Genomic DNA, 23,962 nt, shown 5'->3' on the forward strand with positions numbered 1-23,962 from the left:
CTGTGTTCGCTCTCGAACGGCGCCAAACCTGATTCCCCGCAACAAGAACAACCCTTTACTCCCGCTCGACCGGTATCGACTGTCCGGACTCAGGGACCGCGGGCGCGTACCTGGGCCCGTTCCCTAGCGGTGGGTCGGGGTTACCACCGAACCACCGACGAAACCGTTGTTATAACTGTCCCAAAGATCCCACAAGGTCTGCAACCCTGTCAGTCAGGGCGATTTGGCAGCGGCGCAACCGAGACCGTGCACGTCGGGCCGGGCAGCTAGTCGTCATCTGCGTTGAGCACACAATCTCGACGCCCCTCTGTTCGGTCCAGGACGGTCGCCATCGAGAGCTCCGCTAGGCCTTCAGCAGGAGGTCTGCAATTTTCTCTGCGGTTTCCTTTGCGGATCCTGGGTTCTGGCCGGTGACGAGGTTTCCGTCGACGACTGCGTAGGACACGAAGGGCAGTTTCGCCTTTTCGTACAGTGCGCCACGCGCTTTGGCTTTTTCCTCGGCGTTGTAGGGTACGAGTTTGTCGACGCGGGCGAGTTTTTCCTCGCGCCAGGCGAATCCGGTGAGTTTGCGGCCGGCGATGAGGTAGCTGCCGTCGGACAGTGTGGTGTCGAGAAGTCCGCAGTAACCGTGACACACCGACGACACGATCCCGCCGCGTTCGAAGATTTCCCGGGTGATACGTTGCAGACCTTCGCTACCGGGAAAGTCGTACATGACTGCATGCCCGCCGGTGAAGAAGATCGCATCGTAGTCAGCGGAGTCGACCTGTTCGGGGCTGGCGGTGGAGTCGAGTAGCGCCATCCGAGCAGGGTCGGACCGCCATGCCTTTGCGCTCTTGTCGTAGTTCGGGAACTTGAGCGATCGCGGTTCCAAGGGCACCGCTCCGCCCTCGGGGCTGACTAAAGTCTGCTCGAAACCGTGGTCGTCGAAAACCTGCCAGGCATGGCTGAGCTCGGACAGCCACAACCCGGTCTTATGAGACGGATCGTCGTAGTGGCCGACGTTGGTGACTACGTTCAAGATTCGCTTGGTCATCGAACTCTTCTCTCGATCGCTTTGGTCAGTGGATCTCACCCTTGTACCGCCAGAATCGCAGCAAAAGCTGCTCGCACCCGATCTGCAGCCTCACCGGCCGTGGCCGTCGACATTTTGCCGTCGAGATGCAGACAAGCCAAACCGTGCGCCAATGCCCATGCCGCCGATGCCAACGCCTCGGAATCTGCATCAGGAAAGACAAGCGTCATCCCCATCTGCATCAGCAGATGAATCTCTCCAGCCGCTTGCACGCGCTCGTCGTTACCCGTGTCGCACTCGTTGCCGAACATCAACCGGAAGAGCGCCGGTCGCCGCAGCGCGAACTCGACGTAGGCGACTGCGAATTCGGCAAGATCTGCCGACGTTGACGGTAGCTCGCGGCCGTCTGTCAGGTCCGCCTTCAGATCGCGCAATCCTTGCGCGGCGAGAGCAGATTCGAGTGCTTCACGATCAGCGAAATGTCGGTACGGCGCAGTCGCCGACACACCGACCTCGCGCGCGATCGCGCGCATCGAAAACGGCTCACCTGCCTCGAGCATGCGCATCGCCGACGCCAGCAGCGAGGCCTTCAGATCACCGTGATGGTAGCCACCCTTGACAGATGTTGACACCGTTAACTTTCCTTTCTACGCTCATGTGAGCAATGTAAACATACCTCATTCAGGAGCGCCGATGCCATTCACCGACCCTGCACCCGACAAGTTGGAGACTGACAGCACAGTCTCTCCGGCCTTCGCCCCATTCACTCTTCCCAGTGGGGCGACACTCCCCAACCGGATGGTCAAGGCAGCCATGGAGGAGAACATGGCCGTCGCTGGACAGCTCCCCGGCAAAGAGCTGGTCGAGCTGTACCACCGCTGGAGCCGAGGAGGGGTGGGAACGATCATCACCGGCAACGTCATGGTTCACGCGGAGGCGCTGACCGGGCCGGCCGGCGTCGTTCTCGACGCACAATCCCCAATCGGGCCGTTCCGCGAATGGGCGAATGCCGCAAAGGGCGGAGGTGCGAAAGTGTGGATGCAGATCAATCACCCCGGTCGGCAGATTCAAGCCGACATGCCCGGTGTCGCATGGTCTCCGTCCGCCACTCGCGTCGAACTCGGCAAGAACAGCAAGCGATTTGCGCATCCCCAGGCCATGACCGCCCTCCAGATCAACGACACCGTCAACCGTTTCGCAACAACAGCACGTCGCGCAGAGGAAGCTGGTTTCGACGGCGTGGAAATCCATGCCGCACACGGCTATCTACTCTCGCAGTTTCTCTCTCCGTTGGTCAATCAGCGCACCGACGAATGGGGCGGCACCCTAGAGAACCGAGCGCGATTGCTCCTCGACATCGTCCGCACAGTGCGCAGGGTTGTCGACCCGACGTTCACGGTTGCCGTCAAACTCAATTCCGCGGATTTCCAGCGCGGAGGATTCGACTCCGACGACGCAGCGCAAGTGATCGCCATGCTCGCACCACTCGGTGTCGACGTCGTCGAACTGTCCGGAGGGAGCTACGAAGCACCGGCCATGACCGGCCAAGGCCCGGACGATCGCACCCTCGCTCGGGAGGCCTACTTTCTGACTCTTGCAGAGGAACTGGCCGAGGCCAGCCCGGTGCCGTTGATGTTGACCGGCGGTGTGGTTCGGCGACCTGTTGCCGAGCAGGTCCTGGCGAGCGGTGTGGATTTGGTCGGCATGGGCAGTGCGTTGGCGATCGATCCCGATCTGCCGAATCGGTGGCGCCTCGATGCCGCAGCCTCCGTCGAATTAGCCCCGGTGACCATCAAGGACAAGGCCATGGCGTCGGCGGCGAGCATGGCTCGCGTGCGACAGCAGCTTCGACGATTAGGCCGAGGCAAGTCCACGCGGCCGACGGCCAGCCCTGTGGTCGCACTATTGAAAGAGCAGCTGCTGCAGCGCCGCGCGCTCCGGCGGTATCGCCGCTGGTTACAGCACCGCACCCCCTCGATCGGGTAATGCGGACAGTTTCCCGTCATTTCGGCGGCGAACCCAGACAGTGTTGACAGTGCTTACATTCACCCTTAGCCTGATGTAAGCAATGCAAACATTGAATGGTCGACAGAACGAACGGAAGCATGAAAATGACGAACACAGCGACAACCGTCAAGGTCGATCTGGGCGGCCGGACCGTCGAAATTCCGAAGGACGGCCTGTTCGACCGCTACCGGATGGATGTGCCGCTCGACAAGGTCGCCGCCGACCCGCGGGTCCCGAGTGTCGACTTCTTCCGCACGCTTCCGAAAACGCAGGTCCAATCGCCGATCGGCACGACAAGGACGCCGAACTTCTACTACGCGATGTCCTCCGCGCGTTTGACCATGGTGGCCCCGAGCAGGGCGATCCGTAAGCGGATCCCAGAGGAGCTGGCGCCGCTGGAAATCGCACCCGGGTTCGGGCTGGTGTCAGTGATGGCGTTCCGCTACGACGTGTGCGACATCGATTTCTACACCGAGGCGGCTGTGGGTGTGGCGGTTCGCCCGGCGCGCCACGGCGGACTTACCACGGCCGCTGCCGATCTGGTTGCCGCCCTCGGTGACGATCACCTGCACTCCTATGTGCTCTCACTTCCGGTCAACACCGACATCGCCCAGGTGCGCGGCCATGACGGGTACGGGTTCCCCAAGTGGGTCACCGATCTCGATGTCGGCATCGACCACGCACGCACCACGGCCCGCATCGCCAACGCGGACGGCGGCGCCGACATCGCCTTCTCCGCCCCCACCCCGGAGCAGAAGACGTTCGAAACGGGCACGAACGTCTCCACCCTCACCTCGTACACGAAGCGAGACGGATCCTGGCACTCGACCCTCAACCAAACCAACGTCCTCGCCAGCGGAACGTCGTTCTTTCCTCGCGGATTCGATCTGACTCTCGGCGAGGGCAGGATGTCCGACGACCTACGCGCACTCCGGCCCATCCGCACGATCAGATTCGATGCCACCACCTCGGCTCAGGCCGCTCTGCACATGCCGGTCCCGGTCTCGGTTCGCTGACACCTCGTATCGACCGAACATCTCAGGAGTACACCGACATGACCACAACGACCGACACCTCCACAGATCCCCGCGCGGCGCTGCCTGCCACACTGACCACAGGATTACTCGAACGGCTGACAGAACGAGTTACGGCCTCGCCCGACGCTCCCCGCTCGATCACCACTGCCCCGTACACCGGTTCACCACTCGCAGACTTCCCGGTCTCGGCCCCGGCTGACGTCGACGAAGCATTCGTTCGTGCCCGCCGCGCCCAGGCGAGATGGGCAGCGACTTCCGTAGCGGAGCGTGCCAGCGTGTTACTGCGTTTCCATGATCTGGTCCTGAAGAATCAGAACACCGGGCTCGACCTGATGCAGGCTGAGAACGGCAAGACCCGTCGCGATGCGTACCTCGAGATCGCCGACGCTGCCATCGCCGCCCGCTACTACGGCCGCACCGGACCGAAAGTTCTTGAACCCGAACGTCGCCGGGGGGCTCTGCCCTTCCTCACCCGCACGTCCGAGCTGCACCACCCGAAAGGGGTGGTGGCGATCATCTCGCCATGGAACTATCCACTGTCGATGGCGGCGACGGACGCCATCGCCGCACTGATGGCCGGAAATGCTGTGGTGCAGAAGCCCGACACCCAGACCGCGCTGACCGCCTTGTGGGCCATGGACCTGATGTACCAAGCGGGCCTACCGGCCGATGTGTGGCAGATGGTGATCGGCCGAGGCAGTTCGATCGGGGACCCACTCTTGGCGAACGCGGACTACATCATGTTCACAGGGTCCACGGCGACCGGTCGAGACATCGCCCGCGGCGCGGGCCAGCGGCTGATCGGGGCGTCACTCGAACTGGGCGGCAAGAACGCGATGCTCGTCCTCGACGACGCAGATCTCGATCGGGCAGCCGAAGGGGCCGTGCGCGCTGCGTTCCCGTCGGCAGGACAATTGTGCGTCTCGGTGGAGCGCCTGTATGTCGCCGAGTCCGTACACGACGAGTTCGTTGCCAAGTTCGTTCAGCGAACCTCTGCCTTGACCATCGGAGCCTCCTACGACTACGGGGTCGACGTCGGGAGCCTCACCACCGACAAACAACTGAAGACAGTGTCGGCTCATGTAGACGACGCCGTCGCGAAGGGCGCACGCCTTCTGGCCGGAGGGAAGCCACGTCCGGACCTGGGGCCGCTGTTCTACGAGCCGACCATCCTCGCCGACGTCACACCAGAGATGACGTTGCACACGGACGAGACGTTCGGTCCGGTCGTCTCGATCTACGCCGTCGCCGATGACGACGAGGCAGTTGCACGGGCAAACGACACCGTCTACGGACTCAACAGCAGCGTGTGGGGTCGCGACGCCACCCGCGCCCGCTCAGTCGCTGCCCGATTGCGTTCGGGGACCGTGAACATCAACGACGCCTTCGCCGCGGCATGGGGCAGCATCGACTCGCCGATGGGCGGAATGGGCGATTCCGGCCTCGGGCGTCGGCACGGTATCGACGGCATCCTCAAATACACCGAAGCCCAAACCATCGCCCACCAGTCGCGATTCGGTTTCTACCCACCAGCGGCAATCCCCTGGAACGCATGGGCACCCGTGGTGAACGCCGCGCTACGCATCTGGAAAACCATCGGCGCACGCTGACAAACACCGCCTGCCAACCGATTTCGACCACCACCACAGGAGAGGCAAGATGAGCACCGTCACCCCCACCATGCGAGCGATCGTCGTCGACGATAAGAAGAACCTCGCCGTAGAGGAAGTACCGACCCCAACGCCCGCACCTGGCGAGGTCCTGATTCGCGTTGCCGCCGCCGGTATCAACCGCGGTGACGTGATGCAGCGGCAGGGACTCTATCCGCCACCGCAGGGTATCAGCGACATCATGGGTCTCGAAATCTCCGGCACCGTCGTCGCCCTTGGTCCCGGCGTCGACGGTCCGGCACTGGGCCACGAAGTGTGTGCCCTGATCGCCGGAGGCGGGTACGCAGAATACGCAGTAGTCCCCGCATCTCAGTTACTACCTGTACCCGCAGGCGTGACTCTGATCGATTCCGCTGCTCTGCCCGAGGTGGCGAGCACCGTCTGGTCCACGATCGTCACCGACGCAGGCCTGCAAGCCGGCGATCTGCTTCTCGTCCACGGCGGCGGCAGCGGAATCGGAACCCATGCCATTCAGGTGGCCAAGGCGCTGGGGGCGCGCGTCGCGGTCACCGTCGGATCAGAGGCCAAGGCGCAGCGCTGCCGAGACCTCGGTGCCGACATCGTGCTCAACTACCGAGATCAGGACTTCGCAGCCGAACTGGCGGGCCAGGTAGACGTCATCCTCGACATCATGGGTGGGAGCTACCTCAGCCGCAACATCGACGCCCTCGCTGTCGGAGGTCGGCTGGTGATCATCGGCATGCAGGGAGGCTTCACCGGTGAGGCGAACGTCGGTGCACTCATCGGTAAACGTGCGCGAATCATCGGCCTCAACGTGCGCAACCGCCCGCTGACTGGCCCCGGCTCGAAGGCGGAGATCGTTGCGGCCGTCGCCACTGACGAGTGGCCGTTGATCGAACAAGGGCTTATTCGACCGATCATTTCGGCAAAGCTACCCCTGGCCGATGCAGACGAGGGGCAGGCGTTGCTCGAATCGAAAGACTCGGTGGGAAAAGTCCTTCTCCTGCCGCAGAGTTCGTGACAGATCTCAACCGACTGGAGCGAATGACCCCTCACAGGGCACCCACCGCGCACGCACACAGAATCACCCTCACCACCTTCATGAAGGGATGAGAAATGTCGAACACCGACACCGTCAAAGACCTCGGCGCCAAGCTGATGAACGGTGCGCACAAAATCGTGCTCACCGTCAGTGGAGGGCGACTGCTGTCCAAACCCTTCGGAATGCCGGTCGTCGAGCTGCACACGATCGGACGCTCGTCAGGACTCCCGCGGTCGTGTTACCTGACAACCCCTGTCCGAGAAAAGGACTGGATCGTGCTCGTCGCGTCGAAAGGCGGCGACGACCGCGATCCGGACTGGTATAAAAACCTCCAGGCCCACCCCGACGCCGAACTCGTCATGGACGGAGAACGCTTCGCGGTACACACACGCACCGCGTCCGCAGAAGAACGAGCCGCACTGTGGACCAAAGTCGTTGCTGCCTATAAAGGCTACGCCGACTACCAACGACGAACACAGCGCGAAATACCACTGGTGATCTGCCAACTGTGAGAAACGAACACCACGCAGCACAAGACGAAGGCCCACCTCGTCCGTTGTGCACTCCGATTCGTCACCGCTTGCACAGCTCGAGCGCTCCCCTTGTCCTGATCGCGCCCGCGATGGCAATAGGGTCGCACTTCTACGAACCGCTGGTCGCAGAGTTCGCACGGCACGGGTGGGAGGCCCATGCTATTCGACGACGAGGATCCGAACGCGGCGAGCCCCGCGCCGACCGCAGACACGATTGGTCCTACCAGGACGAAATCGACGACATCGAGGACGCAATTACCTGTGCGCGGAGGGATCATCCCGAGCAGCCAATCCTGTTGCTCGGGCACAGTCTCGGCGGTCAACTCGTCGCCGGACACCAACTGAACCACCCGGCGGTCGAGGCAATGGTCACCGTAGCTGCTGCGCTCCCCCACCATCGAACCTACCGATTCTGCGGGCTACACGTCTTGCTCATGGGCGCAGTAGCCGTCCCGCTGCTCACCACACTGTTCGGCTACGTACCGACACCGGCTTTCGGCGGCCCCGGCGCTCGCACGTTGATGCGGCAATGGGCCCGCACGGTCATCACAGGCAACCCACCGTACAAAGCCGATCGGCCGATCGCGACGCCCGCTCTCGTCATCAGTTTCGCATCGGACGCCATGGCCCCACCACGATCGGTGGACATCTTCGCGGAGAAACTGTTCGAAACACGCGCGGTGACACGATGGCAGTACGAGCACGACGACGTCTTGCCCGGTGCGAGCAACGATCACGTCAGATGGGTCCGGGCAAGTTCACAGGTGGTCGCACGCATCGTTGCCTGGTGGGAGAAGCCATGACGGTCGCCTCCGACACGCGCGAACATCGATCCATTGACGACCCGACAGGCAATATGTTTAGGTCATGTGAGAGGTGCACACATTCAACCGAACGTCGATCGCTCGTCGGCAGTGCGGGGTCGAAGTAGCGACTACTACCCGATGCAACTGGAGCACGAAACTACTTGCTATGCAGCGGGTTTGCGTACTTCTGCCAGGTACCCTCCCTTCGAATGTACCGGCACTTCTTGACCGAGTTTTCGAAAGACCAACCATCGCCTGCTTCGTCCCATCGTTCCCCCACCCGAGAGGCCAGCTGACATGTCCGAACTACCACCACCGCTCACTCCGTACCTCGAACCGGCAGCGAAGGAGCTGTGCGAGGCCACCGACCCCCACCCCCGAATCTACGAAGTGCCACCCGAAGAAGGACGAAAGATACTGCGGGACCTACAAAGTGGCGACGGCGTCGCACGACCCGACGTCGACGAAGAGTGGGTGGACGTCGATGCAGGCCAATGGGGAACGGTCCGCACTCGCATCATTCGACCGAAAGGCGCTACCGGACCACTGCCGGTGGTGTTCTACATCCACGGCGCCGGATGGGTTTTCGGAGACGACAAGACACACGATCGACTGTTTCGCGAACTCGCGGTAGGCGCCGACGCTGCCGGAGTATTTCCCGTCTACGACCGCGCGCCCGAAGCCCAGTACCCGACCCAAGTCGAACAGAACTACGCGGTTGGGCAGTGGATACTCGAGCACGGAGCCGAGCACGGCCTGGACACTACCCGCATCGCGGTGACCGGGGAGTCCGTCGGCGGATGCATGTCTGCGGTCTTTGCACTCATGAACAAAGAACGTGGAGGTATCGACCTCAAGGCACAGGTGTTGCTCTACCCAGTCACCAACGCGGACTTCGATACTCCGTCCTACCTGCAGTTCGCCGAAGGCTACTACCTCACCCGCGACGGCATGAAATGGTTCTGGGACGCCTACACCTCCGACCCCGCGAAGCGCGCAGAAGTGCACGCCTCGCCGCTACAGGCTTCCCTCGAGGACCTCGCCGGACTCCCGACCACGTTGGTCATCACCGACGAAGCCGATGTCCTTCGGGACGAAGGAGAGCAGTACGCGAATAAGCTCCGAGAGGCAGGTGTCGACGTGACATCGGTGCGCGTGGCCGGAATGGTTCACGATTTCCTATTGCTCGACAGCCTCCGAAACACCCGCGCTGCCAATGTTGCACGGACCCTCGCCGTGGACGCACTCCGTGCCGCACTGCACGGCAGCTGACACAAGTCCGAGCCACGACAGGTAGGCGACAGCGGCGGCACGGAATTAGATCAGTTTCCAAGAGAAACCAACCCCCACCTGTACGGATGAGGTGCCAACTGCACTGCACACCGCGCTAATAGATGTTGCTGCCAAGCCGGCATCAGGGGCGGACGACAGGCACTTATCGTCTCGAACAGACCGTGGCCGGATCCTTTACGCGGGTTGTCTCGCGGGTGGTGCGGCGGAGCACGCGCTCTCCCCATCGAATGAGCGAGGGGATGGACAACGGCGAGCGGGAGACGAGGCATCCTGGGGGATGCCGAACGCGGCCAACGCTTTCGCTACGATTGCCCCAAGCGCAGCGTCATCTCGGCGTGAGGTCGAATGCGGTGGGCCACCGATACTGCTCGCCCGTCTCCCCAGACGTGGGCGCGCACGGCCCATCAGGTCGGACACCTAACCCCAACCTGATGGGCCACCTAGCTCCAAGTCGCGAGATCGGCCGCCGGTGACCGGGTCATCCGTTGTCAGTCGGGCCTGTCCGCGCTGTCAACTTCGGCGGCGTCCCCGCTCCATCCCTTGGGGGCCGGCGCCGGAGTACGGTCGCCCACACCGACACGACGAGCAGAACCACCGCCAACACCACCAGACCGACCACACTGACCCTGGTCGCTATGCGCTCGTAGGTCGCTCCGGCCACCGCCCCGACCGACATCCACGTGCACACCCACAGCACCGCTGACGGAACCTGCGCGAGGGCAAACCTTCGATAGCTCATCCCAGCCGATCCCACCAATCGTGGTGTCACGGTGCGGACGCCGGCGAACCACTGACACAACACGATCGCCAAGGCACCCCTCCGCTTCACCAGGGCCAGCGCCCGTAGTTCGATCGACCGTGACCAGGAGCTGGATCGGCTGAAATGTTTGTCCACAACAGATTTGAGACTGCGACGAATGTTTCCGGATGTTCGAGTGCTGCGGGCGTATCGACCTTTGGCGTAGGCAAGGTGGCCTCCGCCGATCTCGCAGACAATCGCCACGACACAAGCTGCGACCGGGTGAACGGTGCCCGAACTGCCGAGATAGCCGAGCGCTAGGACCGCGGTCACGCCGGGAAGGACGACGCCGATCAGAGTGCCCACTTCCGCCGTGATCAGGACTGAACTGATCACCAACAGCCAGACCGGAGGTAGGCCGGTCAGAAAGTCAGAGGGAAATCGCACGAGACATCGACTGCCCGCATCGGTACACCACCGCGGGCGGCGCATTACGCCACACCACTGGGCTTCGCACGACCTCAGTGAACTTCCCGCGCAACGCAATTCGAAAATCCCGGGCTCTCGGCAGCCAATGGGCGTGGGGATAGGCCAGAACACTCACGTGTCCGTCACGGATCAGGACCTCCGCGATCTGACCGAGAATCGCGCACTGTCTTTCTCCATCGATGAGCGACCACGGGAGGGCGCAGACGATCGCGTCGACGCGATCCACTCCGACGGCGTCCAACAGTCCGGTCAGATCGCAAGCGTCGCCCCAGATCGTCTCGACGCGCGGCCTCGTGCGCCGCAGATGCGCCGCCAAATCGCCGTCAACCTCCACCGCAATATGACGACCACCTGTGGGCAACCGCGCGGAGATGGCATCGGAGACCGATCCGGTACCGGGGCCCAACTCCACGACCACCGGCGCACCCTCGTTCGGTACCACCGCTGCCAGTTCCGCCGCGACCGGCACCGAACTGGGTGCGATCGCGCCGATGGTAAACGGCTTCCGGAGAACGGCTTTCGCGAATTGCCAATTGTTGTTCTGGTTCGATGTCATCGCGTCAACGATCCTCAGAACAATGCGCTCCCACATCGTCCCTCGGGGCTGAATTTCACTAGATTCTCTCGGGGCTTACACCTAAGGGCCGATACCTAAGGGATCGGATCGCCAACTCGGGGCATCGCATAAGGGTCGCAACGGAATTCATCAACGCCTTCAGGCTGACGACGAACATCATCTGCCTCTCGTTGTAATCCACTCGCTCGCAGCCAGGGCCCTACAAGTCGTGACATATGTTCTGCACGTGACGCATTCGGACGCTCCGGAAATGCGGCCGCGATCACGAACCACCCCCACGGCGGAACCCGGGTGATCACCCACTCTCGCCGAGCAAGACAGACCCCGACTGATCCGCCAAACATCGCCCCCAACTCTCCCGCTATCGGCACTGGGCAGTTCCAATCGGCCATCACATCGTGCTGCGACATTACTTCAACGATGGAAAATGCCTCCCATTTCCAGTCGCGCACGAATCGCGGCTACATCGTCCTCAGCGGAAACGAGCGACAGATCGAAGTCGGCCAACGCATTAATCGCGCCTCCACCCATCGTGGCCTTGTTCCTGGTCGTCGTAGTGTGACCGTATGCATTTCCTCCGTGTAGTGCCGCCGTCCGGTCGATCTTTCCCGCGCCGCTTGATATCGGTCTCGGCACGGTTCTACGGTGCACGTGCCGAGTAGCCCTGGCAGCTCGACAACGACAGCGACCGTCGGGTCACGTGCTCGACGCGAACGCGATCGACAACCCATAGGCCACCCCTGCCCCTTTCTCTGCCCCGACCGGGGGTGCCCTATGTCTGGTCAATCCTGATGTGGATCAGGTGATCGGAGGACGCTGCGCCGCTGGGTGAGGGTCGCTGCGGTAGTGCGTGCGATCAGTCGTTTACGCTGGCTGCCTGATCAATCGACGGAATGAGCCTGGCTGAGATCCTCGCAGGAGGGGCATACATGACGGACTACATCACGCCGAGATGGGACCGTTCTGCACTGGTCGTCATCGACCTGCAACGCGACTTTCTCGACGACGGGCAAGCAGCGATCCAGGGCACGACGGGCGTCGTGCCGAACGTCGCGTCGCTGGTGAAGGCCTTCCGGCGTGCCGGACGTCCTGTAGTCCACGTAGTTCGCTTGTACGCACCAGGGAGTTCGGATGTCGACCTATTGCGGCGCCACGTGATCGAAGCGGGTGCCGAGGTGGCCGCGCCGGAAACGGTCGGATCGCAAGTCGCGGAAGGTGTTCTCCCGCAGGGGTTCCGATTGGACACGGAATTGCTTCTCGCAGGAAAGACACAGACCGTCGGCCCGTGCGAGATCGTGCTGTTCAAGCCACGATGGAGTGCATTTCATCGCACCGACCTGGAGTCGCTCCTGCGCCGACAGGATTGTGACACTGTTGTCGTGGCCGGATGCAATTTGCCGAACTGTCCGCGAGCGACTCTGTTCGACGCGAGCGAACGAGACTTTCGGACGGTGCTGGTCACCGATGCCGTGTCGCAGACGAGTTCCGAGCGGCTGACCGATCTCGAAAGTATCGGCGTCAACCTTAATACGACGACCGACGTCCTAGCGTCGTTGCTCGCGAGATAAGGGCGCGCGTTCCAGCGATTTCGTATCGGACTGGTGCGGGTAGAGGGTCTTGTTCTTGAGCATGGCGCAGACGACGTCACAGCGGCGTCTGATCAGGCAAATCAAGGCTGCATTGTGTTCTTGCCGTCGGCGCGTTTTCGGTCGTAATAGATGCAGTGGCCGGGTCGTGGCGTACAGCGAAAGCCGAGAGGAACGGCGCGCGCTTGAGTTTGCGGTTACCTGACCGGGCGGGCGTTCTCCGCGGATCGAGATCCCAGACCGGTGGGTCGCAGGTGCGATTCCGGCGTAGGCGGCCAGGTGGCCAGCGGAGGCGAATGCTGATCCATTGCCTACTTCGAGCAGGATTCTTACGCCGGTCCTGACTCCCACCCCCTGCACGGAGGTCAGGACCCGGGAAAGAGAGTGGTCATCGAGCATCCTCTCCACGTCGTCGCCGATGGAATTGCGTTGCTGAAGAACCTCTTTCAATGAACACGCAAGTTTCGAGCGCCCATACGCGACGCATGTTTGGTGGCGATCGCGGCCAGTTTGCAGGTGCCCGCTGCGCATATGCCCGGCCGGGCCGCCGCAGCGAGACAGGATCTCCAACACCGCCCGATGGGTGATCCGTGGGCCCAGCACTCGTTCGAGAGCTGGGCGAATGCCTGTCAACAGCCTTCGGATTCGGTTGCTGATTCGAGTGGCTTCGCCGGCCAGGTCGTCATCGAAACCGGCGAGCACGCCGAGTTCGGTGCGGGTGTCATCTCCGGTGTCGACTCTGCACAGGGTGTGCGGCATCGTTCGGGCACTGTCGGCGCTGATGAACGCGTCACAGGCATCGGTTTTGGCCTGGCCGGGATACAGATCGGCTATCCGGCGCGTCGACAGCCCCGGTGGGTAGGCCACCTGATGAACGCACCCGCAGGCCACTGCGACCGGCCAATGCGCCGATGGTGTTGGGCTGATCGACCACGATCAAGATCGGTCCGTGCCCTGGCACGTTGGTCGAACACACCCGTAATCGGGTTTCGTCGTTGGGCAGGGCTTCGTCGTACAGACGCGCCCCTTGGTTGTCGAGGCCTACAGCGTGGTGGTCAGATTTGCCCACGTCAAGGCCGAAACGCACGGCCTAACTCGTGTCCATCGAGCAGTCCTTCGTCCGGACCTACCGCTCGCCGATCTGCGCTGTGACTGATTGCCCAGCCCGATCGGACGCTCACAAACGAACTTTGGCGACGTACCCAAACTTCTGCTCGGCGTCAGTTGCTGTGATAGGACCTTGCGCATGCCAGCCTGAGCGACCACCACGATCAGCGCCACCGGTACCACGGCCGGTATCCGCCAGAGCACGGCAGTGGATCATGCTCGCCGCAGAGCGATACCCGACTCCGGAACCTCACGCTGTCGCTCTCACAATGACCCGCCCGGGAATGAGATCTACGTCCGAGATATCGATCCCGAGGGCACCGCGTGCTGCGAGACGCCCGTGGGCTTCGGCGTCGGTGTGGACGGTTGTCAGTGGTGGGGTCGCGAGTGCCCCGTATTCGGTGGCGTCGAACCCGATGACAGCCAGGTCGCGAGGCGCTGTGAGTTTCAGATCTCTCATGGCTGCCAGAGTTCGCAGCGCGACGTCGTCGTCGAAAGCCGCGACCGCTGTCACCGTGGGGTTGGACGCGCGAAACTCCTGCAGTGCATCGGTTCCGGCGTCCCTCGGTGACGGCATCGTGAAGGATGTGAGCGGTGCCAAGTCGAGCGCTGCAGCGGACTCGCGTGCGAACCGTAGACGGACGTCACGCAGGTCGGTGCCATGACTGGGCAGTGCCATAGCGATGTTGGTGTGGCCGCGGCTGGCCAGGTGGTTGATCTGTAGCGCAGAAGTCGCGGCCAGACCTCCTGTCCAACTGCCGTCGTCGCGTTCGTTGCCGTTCAGATATGCCTCCCCGAATGTCAGGACGGCCCGCGGTGTTATCGCGTCGACAACCTGCCGGGTCGATTCCGCGGAGGAGGGCCCGAATTTGACAAGCAGAACGTGCTGGTGGGCGGCGAGTTCGTCGTCGAGGCCGCGAATGTAGCTACGTGAATAGTTGCTCTCTCGTCCGATTGCGATGTTGAGGACGACGATGCGCGACGACCCCTCGCGGAGAGCGCGAGCGGTCCCGTGTGGCACGTAGCCGAGGTCGCGCGCGGCTTGCTGGACGCGCTCCCGCGTGGCGATCGGGATGGTCTGCTTCGGATTGTTGTTGAGCACGAAACTCACAGTGGTCACAGATACTCCACTGGCCGCAGCGACGTCACGCAAGGTCGTCCGCGTCGTACTTCGCATTTCCAGCTCCTATCGGCAGCCCTCACTGTATCGGTCTGCGGCCGACCCATCTGTTACCTTTTCACTATATCGATTTACTATATCGATTTAGTGCACATTCGAGAAGGAGTCACACCCCAATGTCGTCATCCATCACCGAGCATGCGGAAGACATGCCTGGGACTATCGACGAGCACCGCAGCCGGGAAATGACCATCGGTCTCGCCGTGCTTGGCGTGTTCGTCACGTACGTCCCGATCACTGCTGTCGCCGTTGCGCTCACCACTATCGGCAACGCCACGGGTGCCAGTACCTCAGACCTCCAATGGGTCTCCGACTCCTACGTCATTCCCATGGCCGCCGCAGTCCTGTCAGCCGGAGTCTTCGGCGACCTCTACGGACGGCGACGCATCTACCTCATCGGTATGCTGCTGACGATCCTCGGAGCTGCCATCGCGGGAGTCGCGGGAACCTTGGCCGACGTCTCGACTATTCACCTCCTGTGGGCCGGGCAAGCCGTATCCGGGCTGGGCGCAGGTATGTTGCTGCCCACCACGCTCGCGCTCATCGGGCACGCTGTACCCAACCCTCGCGAGCGTGGCAAGTTCATCGGACTCTGGGCTACCGGAATGATGCTTGGCCTCGCACTCGGGCCACTGGTGGCCGGCGGCATCCTGGAGTTCGCAGAGTGGGGATGGATCTTCGCTCCGACTGCGGTTCTGGCGGCCGGAGCGGGCATGTTCGCGATCGCCAAACTGCCTGAATCCCAGTCACCCAAAGGTCGTCACCTGGACTGGCCCGGACAGATCTCGGCGACGATCGCGATCGCTTCCTCGATCTACGGCATCATCGAGGGTGGCGCCAGCGGGTGGACCTCACCTCACGCGATAATCGGCCTCGGGGTTGCAGCGGTTGCCTTCGCTACATTCGTGATCATCGAACTCCGTGCCACCACGCCGCTGATGAATTTAGCGCTGTTCCGTGCGCCCACGTTCTCGGCAGCGGGCTTCTCAGCGTTCATCGCACTGTTCTCGATTGTCGGCAGCATGTTCCTTCTCAGCCTCTTCCTTGGGTCCGTTCAGCAGCTCTCGCCGCTCGAAATAGGCTGGCGGCTACTGTTTGTCACCGGCATCGGCGCCCTGATCAACCCTCTTGTGGGCTTGACGATGCATCGGTTCAATGCAATGACACTCCTTGCGGGCGGACTGGCTTTGGCTGCGGTAGGAATGCTGCTCCTGACCGTAGTCGACGAGTCGACCGGGTTTGCCGACCTCGCGTGGCGCCTTGCGATTTACGGCTTTTCCGTTGCTGTCATGATGACCTCGGTATCAACGGCAGCAATCAACGCTGTGCCTTGGCACCTCGCAGGCATGGCTGCAGCCGCGAATACCGCCATGAGGCAGTACGGCGGGGCACTCGGACCGGCCGTTCTCGGTGCCGTCTTCGCGATCCGGGTCAATGGCGGCGCCAATCCGGCGGCCGCGTTTCATACCGCATTGATCCTGACAGCAGTCTTACTGGCCATCGCTGCCACCGGCTGTTTAGTCGCTTCCCGCAGTTCCGCCAATCCCACGAACCATCTCTGAGGGTTCTGCCCGGACCGGCGCTCCACATTTACCCGACGTGGAGCGCCGGCCCACCATGCAGGAGAGATAACGCGGCTCGGGACTCAGGGCCCAGCAGACGCGTCGAACACGAAAAAACGGCCTGAAACCAACCCCTTCACACAGAGTGTCGAGTGTCCGCCAAGAACACGAAAGTGCCACGGCAGGTCGAACTCATCGGAATCGGCCTTTCACGTAGTACCCACGGGTGGTGCAAGGAGGAAAGCGATTTCAAACCGCCGGGATCGGACGACCGCGCACATCCTCGCCGTCAACCGGATCCGGGGCAGAGACGAGGGCCTGGACATCGGCACAGACTTTAATCCTCCACCGCGAGCGGACGAAAACCATGGGTACCACAGCTGCCAGCTACGCCGCACCTTCCGACAACCCTGGCAGCGAACCCACAGGTAACCATCGCCATGGTTCGACTACAACGAATGTGACCGCGACTTCCCCTAGCCTTCCGAGCACCCCTGAGGGCACCACTCACCCGAACACATTTGCCCGCAAAGATCGTCCATGTCGTATCCAAGCTCAGCTGTCGCTGATGTAACGAAACAAACACTGACGCTTTGCGACAACGACATCATGATGTGTTCGGCAACACACCAATCCGTAAACAACCAAAGAGAACGACGAAAATATCACGACTGCAACAATATTCAGCCCACCGAAATCGGAGCTCACACCGCTCCGACGCCAACCCCGCATGGACGTGTCATCACCGCCTTTCAAACCTGAAACAGCCATCCGAAATCCAATCCTTCGCTTAGGGTTTCGATGCGCTCAACAAGAACACGAACGAACTGCGGCAGGTCGAACTCATCGGTTTCGCCGCCGGGTATGATGACGTACTCGATCGCAAGTGGTCTCATCCTGGCCGGACCGATCGCCGGGTGGATCGACAGTTCACTGGCGACCGGCCGTGTAGTGGGGAGTCTTCACCTTCCCGATCGAAATCGGGCTTGCAGTCAGTACCTATGAATGACGCTGGGAAGAAAGCGATTCCGGGCCATCGGCATCGCAGCGACTGCAGAAATTTTCGCCGTCAACCGCATCCGGGACCTCAACGAGGGCCTCTGCCATCGTCTACGACCATCTTTTCCAACAGGACTAGCACCAATCGTCCTTGCTCGATGATCCGTGGTGCTCCACTAAGCCCTCCTCCAAGAACAAGGAGTCCTACTTCACTCCAGGCAGGTCACTTCAAACTCGAAACACTTTGCAATAAAACGAGTTTGAACTGCTCTTCCTACACGGGTAGCGAGTTGGCTCGACTGAGTGCCCTGCTCGTGATCTACCGATACCTGGGCCGAAGCGAGCGACGGACAGTACGCCACAGCCGCGCACGCCGGCAAAGCTACCGTGATTCGGGTATGGCTGTGGCACAACTGTATTCACAACCGAATGTGACCGGCATCGACAAGACATTTTCCAGTCGGTTGTTCAGACTTTTTCAGCGAGAACGTCGAGGTAGCTGATTTCGGGCGGCGCGGCGAAGAGTTCGTCGGCGCGTTCGCCGAGGGCCTTGCCGACCGGACCATTGAGATGTGTCTCGCGGGCAACTTGGTCCGGGAATGCGTCGATGATGCCGAACGACGAGGGCCCGAACCGCACCGCGAACCAGGGTTTCGTGCCGGGCTCCTGCTCGACGAGCGGCAGTGCCGATCGGAGGAATTCCTCGACCGCTTCTTCCTTGCCGGGCTTCGCTTCAAGTCGGACCAGCAGCGCCTTGGTGGCCATATCGGATCTCCTCTTCGAGGTGGTGAACACTGTCAAGCATCACACCATCCATCGGTTAATGGAAGGTACCCAGACCCACCGTTCGAGGAAACCGATCCCAACCCCTAGCGATCGTAGAGCCGAAGGAGGAGACTCCATGGTGAGGGAATGCGATGCCTGGATGCAGCCGCAGTTGCGTCGATGGCAGGAAAAATGTTGGTGCGCCGACATTTTGGTGCGGTCTTCACTTCCGCGCGCCGTGGACCTTCCCCGAACAGCACGATTCATTCGGTCGGTCGCTCACGCGTGGACGCCTGCGGCCGGCGAGATCAACCGGAAAGCCGCAGCTACAAGACAAGGGAGTGCCGCGATGAAAGCGCTTGTATACGACGGGCCTCGAGAGGTCCACGTCAAGGACGTGCCCGATGCGCGGATCGAGAATCCGACAGATGTGCTGGTGAAGATCACGAGCACCAACATCTGCGGGTCGGATCTACACATGTACGAAGGCCGCACCGATCTGGAGCCCGGAATGGTCCTCGGTCACGAAAACTTGGGCATCGTCGCCGAAGTCGGCAATGCAGTGGTCAAAGTATCGCCAGGGGATCGAGTGTGCTTGCCGTTCAACATCGGCTGCGGCTTCTGCCGAAACTGCGAGGAAGGGTTGACCGCATTCTGCCTGACGGTGCACCCCGATCCGAAGATGGCCGGCGCTGCATTCGGTTTCGCGGGGATGGGCCCGTTCTGGGGCGGACAGGCGGAATATCTGCGAGTGCCGTTCGGCGACTTCAACTGTCTGCGACTGCCCGAGGATGCCCAGGACAAGGAAACCGACTACGTGATGCTGTCGGACATCTTTCCCACCGGATGGCATTGCACCCGCCTGGCCGACATGCAACCCGGCGATTCGATGGTGGTCTACGGCGCTGGCCCAGTCGGTTTGATGGCCGCGTATTTGGCGATGATCCAGGGAGCGAGCAAGGTGATGATCGTCGACCGCCACCCCGACCGACTACGCCTGGCCGAAGAGATCGGCGTCGTCCCCATCGACGACTCGAAGGGCGACCCCGTCGAGCAGGTCCTCGAGCAAACCAACGGGAAAGGCGCAGACAAGGGGTGCGAGTGCGTCGGCTATCAGGCACACGACCCGCAAGGCCACGAGGACGCCGCCATGACGATGAACCGGCTCGTGGATTCGGTGCGCTTCACCGGCCACATCGGGGTGGTCGGCATCTTCCTTCCCCAGGACCAGAACGGCCCCGACGAACTCGAGCGCAACGGCAAGATCGCCTTCGACATGGGCAAATTCTGGTTCAAGGGCCAGAAGATCGGCACCGGACAAGCGAACGTCAAACACTACAACCGGCAACTGCGCGACCTCATCCACGAGGACCGGGCAAAGCCCTCCTGGATCATCTCCCACGAACTCCCGCTCGCCGAAGCCGAATCCGGCTACCAGCACTTCGACGCTCGCGACGACGGCTGGACCAAAGTCGTCCTGCATCCCTGACACGGCCAGAACCGAGAGGAGCACAACGATGCCAATGCCACTGCAGGGCAAGCAGATAGCGATATCGACTGCCGACGGGGCCGGAGGAGCAGAAGTCGTAGACGAACAGGTCGCGATCGACGGGAACCTGATCTCGAGCCGCTCGCCCGACGACCTTCCTGCGTTCCGTCAGGCCATCGTCGAGCAGTTCGCGAAGCTCGGGGCAGGTGCGTCATGACCGTGAACCAGACCTCGGTGTCCCTCGACGATGCGCAGCGGGTCATCGCCGCAGGACAGGCCAAAGCCACCGAGATCGAGTCGCCGTCGAACATTGCGGTGGTCGATGCCGGCGGCAACCTCGTGGCTCACGTGCGGATGGACGGTGCCTGGATCGCCAGCATCGACATCTCGATCAACAAGGCGTTCACCGCGCGGGCATTGGACGTCTCGACCGAGGACCTCGCGGCCAACGCGGGCCCGGGCGAGCAGTTCTACGGGATACACGCCTCCAACGCCGGGCGCATCATGATCTTCACCGGCGGTGTGCCTCTGCGGCACAACGGCCAGGTCGTGGGCGCTGTCGGCGTCAGCGGCGGCACCGGGGAGCAGGACAAGACCGTCGCCGAGGCGGCCGTGGCGGCGCTGTGAGCGGTGGACTGCGTCGTCAGGTCAGAGAACGCATCGACAGGGCAACGTCGAACATTCCGACGTTGCTTTAAAGCTAGTCGCGGCCCCGCGACTGCGACTGGACCGAAGTCGTCCCGCATCCTTGACGCGGCCAGGACCGAGACAAACATAACGACGAGCGGACGTGCACATCCGCGCGCCGTGTCAGGGGCAAACCGAGCCCTCGGCCGAATGATGCCGCAAGGAATAGACGATAATTACGCAAGTCCAGCGATATCGGTGTCCGAAAAATGTTGATTTGCAATAAATTCCGCCTGAGCGGTCTGTTGACCAGCCACAGAACGGGACGTTGAACCGTGCAGCACGCGGGTGTGCGCCACCTACTCGCAACCAATTGGAACCGGCCAGCGGTGGCTCATTACCTTTCTGTCACAAGGAGATTCGATAGAACTACAATGAATCTCGTCCGGGTTCAACGGAGCTGCTGTTCACTGACTGTGACGATCTTTCGCAAAGGGAGTTCTCCTTTTGCATGCGCCGCGGTAGTGTGGACGTACCGCAGTAGCGGCCGACACTCGAGTTTTCGTGTCGAAGCCGATACTCGGAGTTTCATGCGATGGCCGCTTCGATCGGGTTCCGGCGGGCATCTTCGACCAAGGGCAGGCGTGGTCACCGCTGCCCCGTTTCACACCGCCCATCAGGCGAATGTTGTTGACGCCCTTTAGGTGGACGAAAAGACTCATCATGGCTGGGTGGTTCGTGAGCTCAACCGGTTGACCGGCGATCGGGCCCTGTCAGTACGCACACGCCCGGCGAACCCCACAACATCAACGCTGAGGGGCGTGATGTCAAAACTCAGCGATGTCAAAGCGCAGTCGCGGAAATCCTCGGCTGCTGTCAAGCCTCACGCCCGCCATCCACGGATTGGTGTCGGGCGCCGTTATCGGCGCCCTGCTCGGTCTCCGTGACTTCACCCAATCCACTCGCCAAAACCAGGGAACTACGAAGTCCTTGCCGACATCGAGCGAAGTTGCGGGCGGAATCGCACTTGCTCAACGGCCGGGCCGATCGAAAGGAATTGAGTCATGACAACTGCTGTAGGCATCGACTTGGGCACAACCAACTCGGTCATCGCAAGCTGGCAAGGCGGCGAGCCGGTGGTGATCTCCAATGTGGAGGGAGCACGGACGACGCCTTCGGTGGTGGCGTTCACCGAGAACGGTGAGCGTCTGGTGGGCCAGCTTGCCCGACGGCAGGCGATCTTGAATCCGAAGGGCACGATCTACTCGGCGAAACGCTTCATCGGACGTCACTACGACGAGATCTCCGAGGAAGCCAAAGCGGTCAGCTTCGACGTCGTAGCGGGTGACAACGGTGAGGCCCGCTTCGACGTGCGCGGCAAGAAATACGCACCAGAGGAGATCAGCGCTCTCGTGCTGCGCAAGCTCGTCGACGACGCGAGCAAGTTCCTCGGTGAGAAGGTGAAGGAAGCGGTCATCACTGTTCCTGCCTACTTCAACGACGCGCAACGAAACGCCACCAAGGACGCCGGCCGTATCGCAGGCCTCGAGGTTTTGCGGATTATCAACGAACCGACCGCTGCGGCACTCGCGTACGGCATGGACAAACAGACCCACGAAACCGTACTGGTCTTCGACCTCGGCGGCGGAACCTTCGATGTGAGCCTGCTGGACGTCGGAGAGGGGGTAGTCGAGGTTCGTTCCACGGCCGGCGACTCCCACTTGGGCGGCGACGACTTCGATCGACGCGTGGTGGACTACCTCGCCGACGAATTCCAGCGCGCGGAGAACATCGATCTGCGTAAGGATGCGCAGGCGTTGCAACGACTGTTCGAAGCCGCGGAGAAGGCAAAGGTTGAGCTGTCCTCGGTGACCCAGGCCCAGGTAAACCTGCCTTTCGTCACCGCTGACGCGAATGGTCCCAAACATCTCACCACTACGATCATGCGATCGAAGTTCGATGATTTGACTGCCGATCTGGTGGAACGGTGCCTCGGCCCGGTGAAGCAGGCCATGAGTGACGCCAAGGTCGCCGCCAACGACATCGACGAAGTGATACTGGTCGGCGGTTCGACACGTATCCCGGCTGTACAGGCGCTGGTTCGCCGGCTGACCGGCGGCAAGGACCCCCACATGGGCGTCAACCCGGACGAGGTCGTTGCCCTCGGAGCCGCAGTCCAGGCAGGCGTGCTCAAAGGCGAGGTTTCCGATGTGTTGTTACTCGATGTCACCCCACTGTCCCTCGGCGTCGAGACGCAGGGCGGGGTGATGACGAAGATCATCGAGCGGAACACGACGATCCCGGCACGGCGCAGCGAAGTGTTCTCCACGGCGGAAGACAATCAGTCCGCCGTGGACGTCGTGGTGTTGCAGGGCGAACGCGAACGTGCGGCCGACAACCGGGTGCTGGGCCGGTTCCGGCTGGAAGACATCCGCCCCGCGCCACGTGGCGAGGCCCAGGTGGAAGTCATTTTCGACATCGACGCCAACGGCATCCTGAACGTCACCGCTCGCGACAAGGATACCGGCAAGGAACAGAGCATCACGATCAGTGAACAGGGCAACCTGGATCAGGGTGAGGTCGAGCGCATGTTGGCGGAGGCCGAACGGAACCGGGGTGAGGACGAGGCGCTGCGCAAGGCGGTCGACGCGCGCAACGGGCTCGATTCGGTTGCGTATCAAGTGGAGCGGCGACTCGCCGAACTCGGTGACAGTGCCCCGCCGCATGAGAAGGCGCGGGCCGAGATGCTGGTTGCCGACGCCCGAAAGGCCGTGCAGGACGGCGCTTCACCCGAAGAGGTTCAGCCACTCACCTCGGAGCTGCAACAGCTGCTCTACGGACTTGTGCCGGACCAGTCGGACGACGGCCAAGCAGGCGGCGCTGATGCTGCGTCGTCGGATGACGGCGACGTGATCGACGCCGAATTCGATCGAAGCTGAGGCGCACGATGGAAATGTCTGCAGATCATTCGACGACTGAGTCGACTACCAACAGCGCCGACACGGATCAAAGCAAGACCGAGTCCGATCGCGCCGAGACGGCAGACGAGCTGTCTCAACTCGAGGACCGTTGGCGCAGGGCCGTCGCAGATCTGGACAACCTGCGCAAGCGATACGCCAAAGATCTGGACCGTGAACGCGCCGCGGAAGTAGCGAAGGTTTCGGCGGCGTGGCTGCCGATACTGGACAACTTGGAGCTTGCGCTTGCACACGCAGGCAGCGATCCGCAGGCCGTCGTCGAAGGTGTGAAGGCGATCCGGGACCAGGCGGTACAGGTGCTCTCACGACTCGGCTTCGAGCGCCACGACGAGGCCGGTGTGCCGTTCTCCCCGGAACTCCACGAAGTGGTCAGTGTGGTAACCCGACCCGACCTTCCGTCCGGGACCGTGGTCGAGGTCTTGCGCCCGGGTTATGGAGAGGACGGGCGACAGTTGCGGCCCGCCGCGGTGGTCGTCAGCCGCCCAGAGGGGTGAGAACCG

19 protein-coding genes and 2 pseudogenes are annotated in these 23,962 nt (G+C 62.1%); 14 read left to right on the plus strand and 7 right to left on the minus strand.

Annotated elements, in window-relative coordinates; all coding sequences use genetic code 11:
* Nucleotides 1-343: 343 nt before the first annotated feature.
* Both M0639_RS28365 and M0639_RS28370 read right to left on the minus strand, forming a co-directional pair.
* Complete coding sequence (locus tag M0639_RS28365) at nucleotides 344-1,036, minus strand: type 1 glutamine amidotransferase domain-containing protein (RefSeq protein ID WP_054827898.1); 693 nt, start codon at nucleotides 1,034-1,036, stop codon at nucleotides 344-346.
* Between the two features lie 35 nt (nucleotides 1,037-1,071).
* Nucleotides 1,072-1,647 (minus strand): TetR/AcrR family transcriptional regulator, encoded by a 576-nt coding sequence (locus tag M0639_RS28370; protein ID WP_058039359.1) that lies wholly within the window; start codon nucleotides 1,645-1,647, stop codon nucleotides 1,072-1,074.
* Nucleotides 1,648-1,708: 61 nt separating this feature from the next.
* Between M0639_RS28370 and M0639_RS28375 the strand changes: the two genes are divergently transcribed.
* From M0639_RS28375 to M0639_RS28405, 7 genes are all read left to right on the plus strand, one after another.
* Nucleotides 1,709-3,001 (plus strand): NADH:flavin oxidoreductase/NADH oxidase family protein, encoded by a 1,293-nt coding sequence (locus M0639_RS28375; protein ID WP_064074385.1) that lies wholly within the window; start codon nucleotides 1,709-1,711, stop codon nucleotides 2,999-3,001.
* Between the two features lie 125 nt (nucleotides 3,002-3,126).
* Nucleotides 3,127-4,038, plus strand: coding sequence for an acetoacetate decarboxylase family protein (locus M0639_RS28380; protein ID WP_064074418.1), 912 nt, complete (start codon nucleotides 3,127-3,129; stop codon nucleotides 4,036-4,038).
* Between the two features lie 38 nt (nucleotides 4,039-4,076).
* Nucleotides 4,077-5,669, plus strand: coding sequence for a succinic semialdehyde dehydrogenase (locus tag M0639_RS28385; RefSeq protein WP_064074384.1), 1,593 nt, complete (start codon nucleotides 4,077-4,079; stop codon nucleotides 5,667-5,669).
* A gap of 70 nt (nucleotides 5,670-5,739) precedes the next feature.
* Nucleotides 5,740-6,711: an NAD(P)H-quinone oxidoreductase gene (locus tag M0639_RS28390; protein WP_064074417.1), complete on the plus strand. Its 972-nt coding sequence runs from the start codon at nucleotides 5,740-5,742 to the stop codon at nucleotides 6,709-6,711.
* A gap of 95 nt (nucleotides 6,712-6,806) precedes the next feature.
* On the plus strand, nucleotides 6,807-7,244 hold the full coding sequence (locus tag M0639_RS28395; RefSeq protein ID WP_054800725.1) for a nitroreductase/quinone reductase family protein: 438 nt from the start codon (nucleotides 6,807-6,809) through the stop codon (nucleotides 7,242-7,244).
* Nucleotides 7,245-7,312: 68 nt separating this feature from the next.
* Nucleotides 7,313-8,068, plus strand: a complete 756-nt coding sequence (locus tag M0639_RS28400; protein WP_257217673.1) for an alpha/beta fold hydrolase — start codon at nucleotides 7,313-7,315, stop codon at nucleotides 8,066-8,068.
* A gap of 300 nt (nucleotides 8,069-8,368) precedes the next feature.
* Nucleotides 8,369-9,343, plus strand: coding sequence for an alpha/beta hydrolase (locus M0639_RS28405; RefSeq protein WP_063316911.1), 975 nt, complete (start codon nucleotides 8,369-8,371; stop codon nucleotides 9,341-9,343).
* Nucleotides 9,344-9,842: 499 nt separating this feature from the next.
* On the opposite strand, the gene M0639_RS28410 is transcribed toward M0639_RS28405, so the two are convergent.
* Together M0639_RS28410 and M0639_RS28415 are read right to left on the minus strand one after the other, a co-directional pair.
* Nucleotides 9,843-10,550 carry a DedA family protein gene (locus M0639_RS28410; RefSeq protein WP_064074382.1) on the minus strand — a complete coding sequence of 236 codons (708 nt, stop codon included), beginning with the start codon at nucleotides 10,548-10,550 and terminating at the stop codon, nucleotides 9,843-9,845.
* Nucleotides 10,534-11,148, minus strand: coding sequence for a class I SAM-dependent methyltransferase (locus M0639_RS28415; protein WP_064074416.1), 615 nt, complete (start codon nucleotides 11,146-11,148; stop codon nucleotides 10,534-10,536). Before M0639_RS28415 ends, M0639_RS28410 begins: the two co-directional genes overlap by 17 nt.
* 950 nt (nucleotides 11,149-12,098) lie before the next feature.
* On the opposite strand from M0639_RS28415, the gene M0639_RS28420 reads away from it, so the two are divergent.
* Nucleotides 12,099-12,737 (plus strand): cysteine hydrolase family protein, encoded by a 639-nt coding sequence (locus M0639_RS28420; RefSeq protein ID WP_064074415.1) that lies wholly within the window; start codon nucleotides 12,099-12,101, stop codon nucleotides 12,735-12,737.
* Here M0639_RS28420 and M0639_RS28425 read toward each other — a convergent pair.
* Both M0639_RS28425 and M0639_RS28430 read right to left on the minus strand, forming a co-directional pair.
* Nucleotides 12,714-13,842: pseudogene (locus M0639_RS28425) on the minus strand (IS110 family RNA-guided transposase). The gene M0639_RS28420 and the pseudogene M0639_RS28425 overlap by 24 nt on opposite strands.
* A 270-nt stretch (nucleotides 13,843-14,112) precedes the next feature.
* Nucleotides 14,113-15,039 (minus strand): LacI family DNA-binding transcriptional regulator, encoded by a 927-nt coding sequence (locus M0639_RS28430; RefSeq protein ID WP_064074381.1) that lies wholly within the window; start codon nucleotides 15,037-15,039, stop codon nucleotides 14,113-14,115.
* Nucleotides 15,040-15,158: 119 nt separating this feature from the next.
* Here M0639_RS28430 and M0639_RS28435 point away from each other — a divergent pair, with 119 nt between their 5' ends.
* Nucleotides 15,159-16,604 carry an MFS transporter gene (locus M0639_RS28435; RefSeq protein WP_197486166.1) on the plus strand — a complete coding sequence of 482 codons (1,446 nt, stop codon included), beginning with the start codon at nucleotides 15,159-15,161 and terminating at the stop codon, nucleotides 16,602-16,604.
* Nucleotides 16,605-18,071: 1,467 nt separating this feature from the next.
* Here M0639_RS28435 and M0639_RS28440 read toward each other — a convergent pair.
* On the minus strand, nucleotides 18,072-18,368 hold the full coding sequence (locus M0639_RS28440) for a putative quinol monooxygenase (protein ID WP_007735559.1): 297 nt from the start codon (nucleotides 18,366-18,368) through the stop codon (nucleotides 18,072-18,074).
* 349 nt (nucleotides 18,369-18,717) lie between these two features.
* On the opposite strand from M0639_RS28440, the gene M0639_RS28445 reads away from it, so the two are divergent.
* The 5 genes and pseudogenes from M0639_RS28445 (at nucleotide 18,718) to M0639_RS28465 (ending at nucleotide 23,956) form a co-directional block, all read left to right on the plus strand.
* Nucleotides 18,718-19,857 (plus strand): glutathione-independent formaldehyde dehydrogenase, encoded by a 1,140-nt coding sequence (locus M0639_RS28445; RefSeq protein WP_064074413.1) that lies wholly within the window; start codon nucleotides 18,718-18,720, stop codon nucleotides 19,855-19,857.
* Nucleotides 19,858-19,942: 85 nt separating this feature from the next.
* A pseudogene (locus M0639_RS28450) lies at nucleotides 19,943-20,074 on the plus strand (DJ-1/PfpI family protein); the annotation flags it as partial.
* Complete coding sequence (locus M0639_RS28455; protein WP_064074379.1) at nucleotides 20,071-20,484, plus strand: GlcG/HbpS family heme-binding protein; 414 nt, start codon at nucleotides 20,071-20,073, stop codon at nucleotides 20,482-20,484. The pseudogene M0639_RS28450 and the gene M0639_RS28455, both read left to right, overlap by 4 nt.
* 1,064 nt (nucleotides 20,485-21,548) lie before the next feature.
* A complete protein-coding gene (dnaK, locus tag M0639_RS28460) occupies nucleotides 21,549-23,423 on the plus strand; it encodes a molecular chaperone DnaK (RefSeq protein ID WP_064074378.1) in 1,875 nt (624 codons plus the stop codon).
* 8 nt (nucleotides 23,424-23,431) lie between these two features.
* Nucleotides 23,432-23,956: a nucleotide exchange factor GrpE gene (locus M0639_RS28465; RefSeq protein WP_064074377.1), complete on the plus strand. Its 525-nt coding sequence runs from the start codon at nucleotides 23,432-23,434 to the stop codon at nucleotides 23,954-23,956.
* The last annotated feature ends 6 nt before the right edge of the window (nucleotides 23,957-23,962 follow it).

This window comes from Rhodococcus qingshengii JCM 15477 (assembly GCF_023221595.1).
GTDB classification, from domain to species: domain Bacteria; phylum Actinomycetota; class Actinomycetes; order Mycobacteriales; family Mycobacteriaceae; genus Rhodococcus_F; species Rhodococcus_F qingshengii.

Bases quoted from the DNA above. Each gene is read 5' to 3' on its own strand.
- M0639_RS28365 (WP_054827898.1), bottom strand. From the start codon at position 1,036: ATGACCAAGCGAATCTTGAACGTAGTCACCAACGTCGGCCACTACGAC.
- M0639_RS28375 (WP_064074385.1), top strand. From the start codon at position 1,709: ATGCCATTCACCGACCCTGCACCCGACAAGTTGGAGACTGACAGCACA.
- M0639_RS28380 (WP_064074418.1), top strand. From the start codon at position 3,127: ATGACGAACACAGCGACAACCGTCAAGGTCGATCTGGGCGGCCGGACC.
- M0639_RS28385 (WP_064074384.1), top strand. From the start codon at position 4,077: ATGACCACAACGACCGACACCTCCACAGATCCCCGCGCGGCGCTGCCT.
- M0639_RS28390 (WP_064074417.1), top strand. From the start codon at position 5,740: ATGCGAGCGATCGTCGTCGACGATAAGAAGAACCTCGCCGTAGAGGAA.
- M0639_RS28395 (WP_054800725.1), top strand. From the start codon at position 6,807: ATGTCGAACACCGACACCGTCAAAGACCTCGGCGCCAAGCTGATGAAC.
- M0639_RS28405 (WP_063316911.1), top strand. From the start codon at position 8,369: ATGTCCGAACTACCACCACCGCTCACTCCGTACCTCGAACCGGCAGCG.
- M0639_RS28415 (WP_064074416.1), bottom strand. From the start codon at position 11,148: ATGACATCGAACCAGAACAACAATTGGCAATTCGCGAAAGCCGTTCTC.
- M0639_RS28420 (WP_064074415.1), top strand. From the start codon at position 12,099: ATGACGGACTACATCACGCCGAGATGGGACCGTTCTGCACTGGTCGTC.
- M0639_RS28430 (WP_064074381.1), bottom strand. From the start codon at position 15,039: ATGCGAAGTACGACGCGGACGACCTTGCGTGACGTCGCTGCGGCCAGT.
- M0639_RS28435 (WP_197486166.1), top strand. From the start codon at position 15,159: ATGTCGTCATCCATCACCGAGCATGCGGAAGACATGCCTGGGACTATC.
- M0639_RS28440 (WP_007735559.1), bottom strand. From the start codon at position 18,368: ATGGCCACCAAGGCGCTGCTGGTCCGACTTGAAGCGAAGCCCGGCAAG.
- M0639_RS28445 (WP_064074413.1), top strand. From the start codon at position 18,718: ATGAAAGCGCTTGTATACGACGGGCCTCGAGAGGTCCACGTCAAGGAC.
- M0639_RS28455 (WP_064074379.1), top strand. From the start codon at position 20,071: ATGACCGTGAACCAGACCTCGGTGTCCCTCGACGATGCGCAGCGGGTC.
- dnaK (WP_064074378.1), top strand. From the start codon at position 21,549: ATGACAACTGCTGTAGGCATCGACTTGGGCACAACCAACTCGGTCATC.
- M0639_RS28465 (WP_064074377.1), top strand. From the start codon at position 23,432: ATGGAAATGTCTGCAGATCATTCGACGACTGAGTCGACTACCAACAGC.